Raw genomic sequence first — 13,914 nt, 5'->3', positions numbered from 1 at the left:
TAATTTAACAATTGTTATTGTAGGTTTAAACGGGTGTTTTAACATTTTGTAAACTCTTTTGTCGGGATATCGTACTATTTGATAGAAAGTAGTTTTTATGTTTCACAAGAGGTGCAAACTTTATTTCAAATTTTTAATAAGGGATTTTTCCGATGTTAGTATCATGATATTTACTGTTTAATGAGTTATCTTATTAGAAACTAAAAATCATGTAATTCGTTTTTCTGTTTTTTTTAGAAAATGATAATCGAAGGTTATTATTGATATACGTTTGTAGATTTTATTAATCATTAGTCGAAAAAAGTGATTTTTACAAAAAGTTTTCGCGCTACTCAGATATTTTAAATCAGTAGTTTTAGTCATAATGATTCTTAATATTAATTCTATCTAAAGTATTAAGAATTATTATTTTGAAACAAGAAAATAGTTTAATATGAATACACATTCTATATTTAAAAATGATTTAAAGGAAACTTTAGAGTATGCATTTTCTGTATATTTAATTTAATCTTCAAATGTTATTTATATAGATTTAGATGAGGAGGATGCTAATGTTTCTTTTGTCTTATATAATAAAAAAAGGCAAATTATAAAATCAAAAAATAATTTGTCTTTAAATTCTTTTCTTCAGGAGTGTATAGGGTTGAGGTCACTGATAATGTGAATAAAATATCAAAAGAAATATTAAAGTTTTAACTGTTCTTTTTGTGTTAGGTTATTGCCAATAAACATAGTATTTTCTTGGAATACTCTTAATATGTAATTGAAGAACACGGTGATTTTGTTATGCGTGCATACAATAAGATTGCGGTTTCTTTTATCAAAAAGGCAAGAATACATATCTTGCTCTTTAGTTTTTCTAGCATAATAAGTATTATGCTATAATTACGCACAATACACACTCAATATTATAATATATGTATACTTCAAAAGTAACAGGATTAGGTAGTTATGTTCCTGAAAATGTTGTAACTAATAACGATCTTTCTAAAGTAATGGATACTAATGATGCCTGGATTCAGGAACGTACCGGTATAAAAGAAAGACGTCATATCAAAAAGGGAGATGGAAATAGTACTTCTGTTATGGGAGTAAAAGCAGCAAAAATAGCTCTAGAAAGAGCAAAATTAACAAAAGATGATATAGACCTTATCATTTTTGCAACATTGAGTCCAGATATGTATTTTCCAGGAGGCGGAGTCAGGGTTCAGGATATGATGGATATGAATACGATACCGGCCCTAGATGTTCGTAATCAGTGCAGTGGATTTGTATATGCGGTATCTGTAGGAGATCAGTTTATTAAAACGGGCATGTATAAGAACGTTTTGATTATAGGTAGTGAAAACCATAGTGGAGGACTTGATATGACTACAAGAGGTAGAGGAGTTTCTGTAATATTTGGTGATGGAGCAGGAGCAATGATATTATCCAGAAATGAAAAAGAAGATGGAAGCGGTGTGTTATCTACACATTTACATAGTGAAGGTGCGCACGCTAAGGAGTTATCATTAGAAGGGCCAAGCACAGAACATTGGGTTCCTGAGATTATTGAAGAAAATGATCAGGAAAATATACCTTATTATCCATATATGAATGGTCAATTTGTATTTAAAAATGCAGTAGTGCGTTTCTCTGAAGTTATCAATGAAGGATTACAGAAAAATAATCTTGCTGCTACGGATATAAACATGTTGATACCTCACCAAGCCAATCTAAGAATTTCTCAATTTGTGCAAAAGCAATTTAGATTATCCGACGATCAGGTATATAATAATATTCAGCGATATGGTAATACTACCGCGGCTTCAATTCCAATTGCTCTAACAGAGGCTTGGGAAGAAGGAAAAATTAAAGAAGGTGATTTAGTAGTGTTAGCAGCTTTTGGTAGTGGTTTTACCTGGGGGAGTGCAATTATTAAATGGTAAAAAGAATTAAAACTTGAATAAAATAAAAATCGCGAAACTAGTTAGCTTCGCGATTTTTTATTACCGGGTTATTTTTTTTCTTTAAAGGCTAATTCAAATAAATTATAACCATGATGGTACTGTAATAGACGTAACAATTTTCATAGTGTTACAAAAACAGTATATTTTTTGCGTTTTTTTAACTTTGAGTGTTTTTTGTTTGTGTAATATATAAAATTAACAAATAATATACGAATAATTTATATAATTAACATATTGTTTGACTTCTCTAAAGTATTCCTCCACCTGATTTTTCATTTTTATCTCTTCTTTTTCTGGAAACTTTTCTGTTTTTTCCACTACCAAAACGATATGATAATCCAAGAAAAACGGTTTGCGTTTCTCCTTGAAACTCTCCATTTTGTTCAAAAGGAAAATCTCCAGAAAATCGAAAGCGCATTGTATTAAAAATATCATTAAAATTAATACTTGCAGTCCCTTTTCCTTGTAAGAAATTATAACGTGCTCCAGTATTAACGAAATAAAATGGTTTTGTTTTAAATTGGATTCCTTCTTGTTCGCCTCGGTAAAACCCAAATATTTGAAAGGTTAAGTTTTTGGTAGCTTTAAAATTATTGTTTATTCTAAAATTATAAACTAGAGCTTCCACTTCACTAGATACTTGGATAATTTCATCCATTCCATTAACTTCTATAATATCTTCTACAATACCTTTTTGAGTCTGAGCATAGAGATCAAAACTTGCATTAAAATTCCACCATTTTGTTGGACGATAATTACTGGAAATTTCTATTCCATAGGCAGAATTATTGTCAAAATTTTCAAAAGTAAGTATCTGACCTTCTTCTACAGTTGGATCCGCCAGTAATGTTTGATTGATTTCATCATTAATAAGACGATAAAATGTTCCAGCAGTAATGGATCCGCCAATTAGTTTACGAGTGTAATTTAACTCAATAGAATTTGTGAATTGAGGATCTAACTCAGGATTTCCTCTAGAAGTAATTCTAGGCGTACTCCATTCTCTAATTGGGTTTACTTGATTTAATCCTGGTCTATCTACTCTACGACTATAGCTTAATTGATAAGTGTTTTTTTCTTCTGGCGCGTAGGTTAGATAAGCAGATGGATAGATCGTAAAAATATCATCTTCAAATACCTTCTCATTATTAAAAATTGCTTCTACTTGATAATTTTCCAATCTCGCTCCAAGTTGATATGACCATTTCTCATAGTTTTTTCCATAAGTAGCATATAGTGCGTGAATATCTCTATCATATTGATACTTAGAATCATCAAATAAAGTAGACTCATATTCGTTATCAGTTCGCCTTAATCGACCTTCATAACCTAGTTCTAGTTTTGCTTTTTCTGATAAAGGGTTAACATAATCCAAGTTGATTGTTGTGTTTGTTCTTTCGTTATTTAGTACATCATTATAATTTAATGTAGATCCTCCAATAAAGTTGAAATCATCGTCGCTATCCCCATCGAAAACATTATAATCAACTTCTAGTTCTATGTTGTGCCCTTCTTTTTTGAAGTCATGCTTATAATCAAAGTTATAAGTAGACCCAAGATTATTATTGTTATTTATAAGATCTTGAAAAATATTGTCTTCTGGTGTATCAAAAAAGAGTATATCTGTTGTTCCCGACGTGGCGCCGTCGAATAAATTTTGATTTGTGTAAAAGGATACTGTATTATGGTCATTTATATAATAATCAAATCCTACCTTAAATAAGTGAGATTTGTTGTTATCCTGAAAACGAAAATTAGTTCTATAATTTTGGTCTCCTCTAAAAACAAAACCTTGATTTAAGTTTTTGGTAATGTTTGCACCATAATTTCCGTATACATTTATTTTACCACTTCTGTAGTTTAGATCTATGGAACTGTTAAATCGTGCGTTTTTATCCCAATTTACTCCTAGATTTATGTTTCCATTAAATCCGATATTGGCGTTTTTACGTAATACAATATTAATAATACCACTCATTCCTTCTGGATTATATTTGGCAGAAGGGTTGGTAATTAACTCTACAGATTTAATAGAAGTAGAAGGAATTTGTTTCAATAGTTGTGTTGGAGAAATATTGGTGGGTTTACCATCTATTAGTATTTGTACATTGGGATTACCACGTAATGCAATATTACCATCTTGATCCACATTTACCGATGGAATGTTTTGCATAATTTCAGCAGCAGTACCTCCAGTAGTTGTTAGATCTTTTCCAATATTAATTACCTTTCTATCGATTTTTTGCTCTATTGTGGTTCGCTCCGCAATAATGGTGACATCATCTAATGCCTGAGCTTCTTCTTCTAAATAAATTATACCCGCATTTATATCTTTACTTTTTCTAGAAACTTCAATAGGTTGGGTATAACTAGTATATCCTATAAATTGTATTTTTAAAGTATAACTTCCTTTTGGAATATCCGTAATTAAAAAAGTTCCGTCTTCTTTGGTAATACCACCACTGATTAATTTTTCAGCCCCATCATTAATAATAATAGTGGCGTAGGGTATAGGTTGGTTAAGACCTTTATCGATTACTGTTCCCTTTACAGTTCCTATAACTGCATCATTATTGGGTTGTGCTGTTACTATAGCACAGCATAATGATAGAAAAAAAAGAATTAGTTTTTGGCCTGTATATCGACCAAGTAGATTGATTGTTTTCATCTGAACGTTTATTTGATTGATTTTTATGTTAAGCAATGTACTTTGTATTGCATAATACGTTTGCACATGTTTTCAGTTCTTGCACACGTTGATTAGGCGTGTTTGATATATGACGACTTAGTGTAAAATCTGTTACACCATAAGTCTTTTTTAACAATAAATTATATAATCAAAGACCGCCCCTGGATAAGGGGCGGTCTTCTATAATAATCAAATAGTAACACTAACCATCAACTATGAATAAAATTTGATTATTAAGTAACTAACTAACTAACTAAATTTATGAAAAATCTTATTTCTTTCTTATAAGACGCGAGAGGCAGGGCTTATGTTACAGCTCGTTTTTGTTTTTAACATTTTTGGGTTTATTTTTAACGTTTAAACGATGAAACACTATGGTATTAACTTTATTTTGCGGTTAAATTATTAAGTAATATGTCCAAAAAGACCTTGGTATTGGGAGCTTCCTTAAAATCTAATCGATATTCTAATCTAGCTATTCATAGATTAGTAAACCATAAACAGAATGTAGTTGCTTTTGGGCTTCGCGAAGGAGAAGTGTCTGGGATTAAAATAGAGACTGATTTGATTGATTTTGATGATATTGATACCATTACGTTATATCTTAATCCAGCTCGACAAAAGCAATATTATGAATATATCGTGAGTCTTAATCCCAGAAGAGTCATTTTTAACCCGGGAACTGAAAACCCAGAATTGTATGACATCCTGAAGCGATCTACTATAGAAGCTGAGGTTGCTTGTACATTAGTGTTACTTTCTACGAATCAATATTAGTCCTATGAATGTAAGTAACCCATTAAGCGGAAGTAATTCATAACCAATTTTATAATCACCGATTAATTCAGAAGGTATTTTCCATACACCAATAATAACCAAAACAGAGATCAACGCTACAATCCACGTATACTTATCCTTTACTTTGTGATTGGTAAAAATCCCGAAAGCAAATAATCCTAGTAATGGACCGTAGGTGAAAGTAGCAACAGTTAGTAAATTACTGATTACATTTTCGGTTAATACATGTTTGAAAATTATAATCACAATAATTAATAAGACACTCATAGCAATATGAGTCTTCTTTCTGATCGCTACTTGATCTTGCTTGTCTTTTTTCTCGATTCCTAAAAAATCAATACAGAAAGAAGTTGTTAGGGAAGTCAGTGCACTATCTGCACTACTATATGCTGCAGCGACTAAACCAAGAATAAAGGCGACAGCCAATACGATGCCTAATCCACCATTAATTGCTATTTCAGGAAATAACAAATCTGTTTTGGTATTTCCATCTACTATTGGAGTAGCTATATTAAATTGATCTGCGTATATAAAAAGTAAAGCACCTAATAAAAGAAAAATAAAGTTTACTACAATTAGTACTAGACTAAAAGAAACCATGTTTTTCTGTGCCTCTTTTAAATTACGACAAGTTAAGTTTTTTTGCATCATATCCTGATCTAATCCTGTCATACATATAGCAATAAACATACCTCCGATAAATGACTTGAAGAAATGATTTTTTTCTAAAAAGCTGTCAAAGAAAAATATTTTATCATAGTTTTTTAATTCTTCGGAAGAAAGAAACTCTGAGAATGACCATCCTAATTGATCATTAATATAAAATATCGCAGTCCCTACTGCTATTAACATAAATAATGTCTGTAATGTATCTGTCCAAACAATTGTTTTGATGCCTCCTCTAAAAGTATATATCCATATAAGAAGTATCGAAAGGATAACAGTAATTTCGAAAGGTATATTCCATTCATCAAAAATGTATTGTTGCAATACAATTGCCACAAGATATAGTCTAAAAGAAGCACCTAAAACTCTAGATATGAAGAAAAAGAAAGCTCCTGTTTTATAACTAACTACTCCAAACCTTTCTTCTAGATATTGATAAATAGAGGTGACATTCAATTTGTAATAGATAGGCATCAAGATATATGCAATGATAAAATACCCAACCAGATATCCGAAAACAACCTGCATATAACTAAACTGTGCACCCTCGACCCATCCAGGAACAGAAATAAATGTTACTCCACTTAATGAGGCACCAATCATTCCAAAAGCAACTATATACCAAGGGGATTGTTTATTTGCTTTAAAAAAAGCTTCATTTCCTGAACTTTTTCCTGTGAAATATGAAATTAAAAGTAATACACCAAAGTAAGCAGCGATTAAAAGCAGAATATGTATGGGTTGCATATAGAAATCCGAATTAGTAAAACACCAAAATACGAATTAATTTTATTGATGCATGTTTTTATGAAAAATCTTATAACCTAAGAATTCGATTCATATTATTTCTGCTATATCAAGTGTCAATATAATTGTTAAAGATAAACCTAGTAGTGAGGCTATCGTATTTGTATTTCCTAATTGGGATTTTGGAATGTTATAAGTTAAACTGCTAATTATGCGTAAGTTCATTAAAAATATAAACAAAATAGAAAATAAAATCACTAGTAAAAATAAAATAATTTCTAAGGTTAGTATGTCATCTAAAATTTCAAATATGAGAGAAAATAAAGTTTTAAAAAAGAAAAAATAGAAATAAGAAGTCATAAAAATCCAGCCTATTTTCTTGTTTAAAAAAATTCCAATAAATGGCAAAAATAGAATGGATACAGGACGGAGATATTTTCGATTAAACATCATTCGTAAGTAGCTGAATACTCCAGAATTATCATTCAGGTTATATTCAAAATTTAATTCTTTAAAACCTTTATACGTATATAATAAGAATAAAAATAAAATGATTGATTTTATAAAACAAAGTAAATAAAAGTGTGTTGTATTTTGTTTAGAAATTAACACTATCGATTCCTTACATCACTTTCGACTATACCATCTCGTAATCTAATTACACGATGTGCGTGAGCGGCTACTTCTTCTTCATGTGTTACTAAAATCACAGTATTACCCGCAGCGTGAATGTCATCAAATAATTGCATGATCTCTAGAGAAGTTTTAGAATCTAAGTTTCCAGTTGGTTCATCTGCTAGAATAATAGAAGGTTTATTGACCAATGCACGACCTACAGCAACTCGTTGTCGTTGACCTCCTGAAAGCTGATTAGGTTTATGATCCATACGATCTGCCAGTCCAACATCTGTTAATACTTCTTCAGCTCTTATATTCCTATCTTTTTTAGAAATTCCGGCATATACCATGGGTAAAGCAACATTATCTAGTGCAGTGGTTCTTGGTAGAAGGTTAAAGGTCTGGAAAACAAAACCAATTTCTTTATTTCTAATATCCGCTAATTCATCATCCGTCATTTTACTTACATCATTACCGTTTAGATCATAAGTTCCATCTGTTGGTGTATCAAGACAGCCTAAAAGATTCATTAAAGTAGATTTTCCAGATCCAGAGGGTCCCATAATGGCAATGTAATCTCCTCTTTTTATTTCCAGATCAATGCCTTTAAGTACATAAACGGTTTCCTGACCCAATTGAAAATTTCTAATGATACCTTTAATATCGATAACGTTTTCCATGCGATGTATTATGTTACAGTTGTAAGATACAATTTTAGTCTATATGACGCATCATCGATAAAGTTGTTACAATCTAATTACAAAATGTTCCTTTTCCTGCTCTTTTCTGAAAAATACAAACCCAAAATGATACGTATTAATGGTTACTTTAGCTTTGGGGTGATTCTGTAATTGTTCCCAAATACTTTGATTTTCTTTGGACTTATTTATCGAATTTAGAAGAAGAAGAGAATCATTATGGACTTTAGAAAACAAAATATCCAAAAACTTTTGATGTTTTTTCAATTGATCAATATCCAAATAAATGAAATCAAACTGACCCAGGTCTTCTAATGAATAATAGATTGTAGAAGAATTATCAATTGATAAAACCTGCCCTATGAAATTCCATGAATTATCAAGAATTAATATCTTCTTATATTCAAGATATGCTATTAACCTGTTTAGAAGCTTTATGTTCTTTAAGCTTATCTCCGGAGTATTGTCTTTATGGATAGCTATAATCGATGGATAAGATGCTCTTTGCTTTCTATTGTAAAAACATTTTGTAACTAGGTTGTATACAAAAGGAGAATGTACACCATGTTGATTGGTGGATTTCCATAAAAAATATAGATATGATTTAATTTTAAATAGCATCAGTACTAGAAATAGATTTAGTTACTCCATTTTCTCAGATAGTTCTAACCAACGCATTTCCTTTTCCTCTATATCTTCTATAATCTTTTTTAGTTTTGCTGACTCTTCGTTGATTTTGTCTCCTTCTAATGAACCACTAGTAAAAAGCGCTTCGATTTCTTTTTTCTGAATCTCTAATTTTTTTAGATCACGTTCTATACGGTTGTATTCTTTTTGCTCATTATAAGGTAAAGCAGTCTTGCTTTCTTTTTTCCAGGAAGTTTTTGTTTTAGGTTCAGCATCTACAGTTTTGATTTTCTCTGGTGTACGACTATTTTCATAAGCGCGATAATCAGAATAATTACCAGGAAAATCTTCAATGATTGCATTTCCTCTAAATACAAACAAGTGATCCACTATTTTATCCATAAAATAACGGTCGTGCGATACCACAATTAGACAACCTGGAAAATCAAGCAAGAAATTTTCTAAAACATTTAAGGTAACAATATCTAGATCATTTGTAGGCTCATCCAGAATTAAAAAGTTAGGGTTTTGTATAAGAACGGTACATAAATATAATCGCTTTCTTTCGCCACCACTTAGTTTTTCTACAAAATCATATTGCTTTTTACGGTCGAATAAAAAACGTTCTAATAATTGTTGTGCAGAAATCTGTCTTCCTTTTTTTAAGGGAATGTAGTCACCAAATTCTCTGATTACTTCGATTACTTTTTGTCCTTCTTTAATGGTAATTCCCCGCTGTGTGTAATACCCAAATTTTACGGTATCACCAACTACTATTTTCCCTTGATCTGGTTGGATAGCTCCAGTAAGCATATTCAGAAATGTGGATTTTCCAGTTCCGTTTTTTCCAATAATACCAACTCGTTCTCCCTTTCTGAATACATACTCATACTTGTCTAATAACGTTAGATTTTCAAAGCTTTTAGAGATTTTATGGATTTCGAGAATCTTACTTCCCAGACGTTCCATATTAATTTCTAATTGTACTTCGTGATCATTTCTTCTCTGATGAGCACGTTCTTTGATTTCATAGAAATCATCAATTCTAGATTTGGATTTTGTTGTGCGGGCTTTGGGCTGTCGTCGCATCCAATCCAATTCTTTTTTATAAAGTTGTTTTGCTTTACCGGTTTCAATTTCTTCGTTAGCTATTCTAGCTTCTTTATTCTGGAGATAATAGGCATAATTACCTTTGTAGCTATACAACTTACCATTTTCCAATTCTACAATCTCATTACATACATTTTCCAAAAAATAACGATCGTGAGTTACCATAAAAAGTGTAAAATTCTCTTTAGCAAAATACTCCTCTAGCCATTCGATCATTTCTAGATCCAGATGGTTAGTGGGTTCATCAAGATAAAGTAATTCTGGTTTACTTAGTAATATATTCGCTAATGCAAGTCTCTTTTTTTGTCCTCCGGAGAGTTTACTTACTTTTTGATCTAGATTTTCGAGCTTTAACTTAAAAAGAATTTGCTTGTATTGTGTCTCAAAATCCCAAGCATTAAGAGCGTCCATTTGTTCAAATGCTTTTTGGTATGCCTCTGCATCATCTGGATTTTCTAAAGCTTTTTCATAGGAGTTGATTACCCGCAAGATCTCATTATCTGCCGCAAAAATAGTTTGCTCTATCGTTAAGTCAGGATTTAGGTTTGGTTCTTGAGGTAAGAACGCAACTTTTAGATTTTTTCTATAAACTACTTGTCCCTCATCAGGTTCTTCATCACCAGCAATAATATTAAGTAAGGATGTTTTTCCCGTTCCATTTTTTGCAACAAAACCTACTTTCTGACCTTCATTTATTCCAAAAGAAATATTTTTAAAAAGGATGCGCTCCCCAAAGGATTTGGCTATATTTTCGACTGATACGTAATTCACTTATTAATTTTAAAATTGACGCAAAGATAGATAGAAATAGATTCTATGAAAGCTTTTACGAGATCTATAATCTTTCTTTTAGATGACAATTAGATATTTTTCTTATTTTTAAATACTTTTGATTTCCCTAAATTGAACTATAACACAGCCTATGAATAAACCTTTACTTACGATTGTTATTTTTTTATGCACACATTTTTTCATAGCCCAAGAGACTTATCGTGATGAATTTGGTATTGTTTCATATGCCAATAATGATGGGACTTCTAACTGGGTGGGAAATTGGGTAGAGGTTGAGCCTTTTGATATTAATGATAATCCTGCTGGAGGGTTTATTGCTATTTTAGGAAATCAATTAGACTTCAATTGGATTTGGTCAGAAACTATTACAAGAAGTGTTAATATTGCTGGAGCCACATTGGCAACCTTATCTTTTGATTGGGAGACTAGAACTTTAGATGCAAATGAAGAGTTGTCAATTCAGGTATCTGATGATGGAACTACATTTACCACACTAGCAAGTTTTGGAGGCACACAAACAGGATCTTTTAGTCAAAATATATCTATTTACATTTCAGCTAATACTACGATAAGATTTGTTAATACGAATTCTAATTGGACAGATTCCGGAGATATTGCGATTATAGATAATGTGCAAATTGAAGCTTTGTTTCCTGATGAACCTCCTGTAATTGTCGTAACCGGTGATAGACATTTTTGTCCCAATGCAACTAATTCGATAGCAGTAGTAGAAACAGTTAGTATAACAGATCCAGATGATATAAATTTAGAGCAACTTACAGTACAGATTGCTACTGGTTATCAAAATGGACAAGATTTGTTAACATTAACAGGTGTTCATCCAAACATTACTGATACTTGGGATGTTACCGAAGGTCGATTGACATTAATAGGTCCTGCCACTCTTGCTGAGTTTGAAGCTGCTGTTTTGGCTGTAAATTTCTCTTCTATACCACCTGTAATTAATGGTTTAAGAGAGTTCTCTGTTGTTTTAGGAACTCCTTTATATTTGCCGGAAACAGGACATTATTATGAATTTGTACCTTCTTTAGGAATTCGTTGGGATGATGCTAGAGATGCAGCAGCTTTAAGAACGTTTTTTGGTTTCCAGGGATATATGGCTACACTTACTAGTGCTATAGAAGCTACTTTTGCAGGAGACCAAATAACAGGAACAGGTTGGATAGGGGCTAGCGATAATTTTGGATCGGGAGAAGGAGATTGGCAATGGGTAACAGGACCAGAAGCAGGAACATCATTTTGGATAGGAAATCAAACAGGTACTGTGGTACCTGGAGAATTTGCATTTTGGAATAACAATGAACCAAATGATTTTCCTGATGCGGGAATCGATGGGCAAGAAAATTATGCGCATATAACGGACGATACTATTGGTGTGCAAAATTCGTGGAATGATCTGCCAATAGGAGGTGGAGGAGGTGCTTATGTTGCTCAAGGATATATTGTAGAATATGGAGGATTACCTGGCGATCCAGTGCTACAAATATCAGGTGTAACAAGATTGAGAATTAGTTGTACTGTGATTACAAATAGAAATAAAACGTACAGAGTTAATTACTAATTATACTTGTATTGGTAGGTGTTGGTTTAGTTTAACTACCCATTTTCTTTCTTCGTCTAGTCATGGAAAATAGAAAAATAAAAATCATAAGAAAAATGGCAACTCTTGCCAGATAATCTCCAGCTTTGACATAAAAGGTTATTTTGTCATTAGTTTTAAGCGTTCCTTTTAGCACTCCTTGCTCATTATATGCCAGAGAAGAAACAATAGTTCCGGTTTGATCGATGATAGCAGAGATTCCAGTGTTGGCACTTCTAGCAATACTTCTTCGGGTTTCTATGGCCCTGAATTTTGCATAAGCTAGATGTTGTTTATGTCCCTGCGTGATTCCCCACCACGCATCATTGGTAATGATAGCAAGAAAATCGGCATTATTCCTTACATAACCTGATACAAATTCACCATATACACTTTCGTAGCATATAATTGGTCCTGCACCAATACCTTCTTTTGTAAGGAATACTTCACGATCGGATTGAGTTGTTTTTTTGGCAACAGTACCACCCAAATCTATCATAGCATCTCCAACAATTGGTTTAAAAACACTTTGATAAGGAAAATTCTCTACTCCAACAACCAATTTACTTTTGTGGTACAGTTCATTGGTTCCATCTGGTCTTACGAAGAATGCAGAATTATAATCATCATAAAATACACCACTTTTATGTTCATTTGTCTGAGGATGAACTTTAGATGGATCTTTGAACACATCGAGTAGTGAAATACCAGATAAGAAATTCGCTTTTGGATATTTATTAATGATGCTTAAAGCAGTTTTTTTGGCAATAGAACTCTGAAAGTTTTTTAATCTGTTATTATCCGCAAAAACAGTTTCTGGTGCTATGATAAAATCTGTTTGATCACTAATCTCTGTTCCAGTAAGGGAACTTAATAAACTCCCTACACGATCATCCGTAGTATTATACTTTTCTGTGTAAGGGTTTATATTGGGTTGTAAGATTATTACTTCTATATCTTGACCATCTTCATCATAGGTTTTCAGGATAACAAAAGAAATTAAAATAGGAATGAGTATAATTAATCCATTTCGTATTGCTGATCGATATAAGATGGATTTATCTTTGTGCTCTATAAAAAGTAACGCACTTTTATAGATTCCGATATTTACAATCCAGATCCATAAGGTTCCTCCAAAAGTACCAGTGTATTCATACCATTGTATCCACGAGGTGAAATTAGCAAATCCATTACCTAAATTAAGCCAGGGCCATGAAAACTGCCATTGTAAATGCAAGTATTCGAAACTCATCCAGATACATATCAGAAAAATAGATCCAATAGTAAATGATGCCCGTCTAGCTATAATATGATAGATAAGAAATACTAACGCCATGAGTAGGCTATTCACAATTTCGGCAAACCACATACCGAAAGGAGTAGAGTTGTAAATCCACCAAGTAGTGATCATATTCCATATAAATAGTGCTAAAAATGCCAATCCAAATATCTGACTTTTATGATATTTATTATAACGTATTTTATATTCGGTAATTAGTAACGGAACAAAGCCGAAAAAAAGAAATAGCGGAAAACCATAAGTTGGCCATCCAATAGCGAGTAACAAACCGGATGAAATTGCAAGTAAGATATTCTTCATATAAGAGTGTTCTGTCTTAA

9 protein-coding genes are annotated in these 13,914 nt (G+C 32.0%); 3 read left to right on the top strand and 6 right to left on the bottom strand.

What is annotated here, in order from left to right; genetic code table 11:
* The first annotated feature begins 917 nt into the window (after nucleotides 1-917).
* Nucleotides 918-1,928, top strand: coding sequence for a 3-oxoacyl-ACP synthase III family protein (locus Q0921_RS12215; RefSeq protein ID WP_299257179.1), 1,011 nt, complete (start codon nucleotides 918-920; stop codon nucleotides 1,926-1,928).
* A 268-nt stretch (nucleotides 1,929-2,196) separates the two neighbouring features.
* Here Q0921_RS12215 and Q0921_RS12210 read toward each other — a convergent pair whose 3' ends face one another.
* On the bottom strand, nucleotides 2,197-4,617 hold the full coding sequence (locus Q0921_RS12210; protein ID WP_299257176.1) for a TonB-dependent receptor: 2,421 nt from the start codon (nucleotides 4,615-4,617) through the stop codon (nucleotides 2,197-2,199).
* A 435-nt stretch (nucleotides 4,618-5,052) separates the two neighbouring features.
* Here Q0921_RS12210 and Q0921_RS12205 point away from each other — a divergent pair, with 435 nt between their 5' ends.
* Nucleotides 5,053-5,415 carry a CoA-binding protein gene (locus Q0921_RS12205; RefSeq protein ID WP_299257174.1) on the top strand — a complete coding sequence of 121 codons (363 nt, stop codon included), beginning with the start codon at nucleotides 5,053-5,055 and terminating at the stop codon, nucleotides 5,413-5,415.
* Here Q0921_RS12205 and Q0921_RS12200 read toward each other — a convergent pair.
* From Q0921_RS12200 to Q0921_RS12185, 4 genes are all read right to left on the bottom strand, one after another.
* Complete coding sequence (locus Q0921_RS12200; protein WP_299257172.1) at nucleotides 5,392-6,849, bottom strand: sodium:solute symporter; 1,458 nt, start codon at nucleotides 6,847-6,849, stop codon at nucleotides 5,392-5,394. The genes Q0921_RS12205 and Q0921_RS12200 overlap by 24 nt on opposite strands.
* Before the next feature lie 611 nt (nucleotides 6,850-7,460).
* Nucleotides 7,461-8,147: an ABC transporter ATP-binding protein gene (locus tag Q0921_RS12195; RefSeq protein WP_299257170.1), complete on the bottom strand. Its 687-nt coding sequence runs from the start codon at nucleotides 8,145-8,147 to the stop codon at nucleotides 7,461-7,463.
* A gap of 66 nt (nucleotides 8,148-8,213) precedes the next feature.
* On the bottom strand, nucleotides 8,214-8,786 hold the full coding sequence (locus Q0921_RS12190) for a hypothetical protein (RefSeq protein ID WP_299257168.1): 573 nt from the start codon (nucleotides 8,784-8,786) through the stop codon (nucleotides 8,214-8,216).
* 21 nt (nucleotides 8,787-8,807) lie between these two features.
* Complete coding sequence (locus Q0921_RS12185) at nucleotides 8,808-10,673, bottom strand: ABC-F family ATP-binding cassette domain-containing protein (protein WP_299257166.1); 1,866 nt, start codon at nucleotides 10,671-10,673, stop codon at nucleotides 8,808-8,810.
* A 151-nt stretch (nucleotides 10,674-10,824) separates the two neighbouring features.
* On the opposite strand from Q0921_RS12185, the gene Q0921_RS12180 reads away from it, so the two are divergent.
* Nucleotides 10,825-12,276 carry a hypothetical protein gene (locus Q0921_RS12180; RefSeq protein WP_299257164.1) on the top strand — a complete coding sequence of 484 codons (1,452 nt, stop codon included), beginning with the start codon at nucleotides 10,825-10,827 and terminating at the stop codon, nucleotides 12,274-12,276.
* Between the two features lie 31 nt (nucleotides 12,277-12,307).
* Here Q0921_RS12180 and lnt read toward each other — a convergent pair whose 3' ends face one another.
* Nucleotides 12,308-13,894, bottom strand: coding sequence for an apolipoprotein N-acyltransferase (lnt, locus tag Q0921_RS12175; protein WP_299257162.1), 1,587 nt, complete (start codon nucleotides 13,892-13,894; stop codon nucleotides 12,308-12,310).
* Nucleotides 13,895-13,914 lie beyond the last annotated feature (20 nt).

The sequence above is a fragment of the uncultured Aquimarina sp. genome, assembly GCF_947496855.1.
In the GTDB taxonomy this organism is placed as follows: domain Bacteria; phylum Bacteroidota; class Bacteroidia; order Flavobacteriales; family Flavobacteriaceae; genus Aquimarina.
This window is presented reverse-complemented; position numbering and strand designations above follow the sequence as displayed.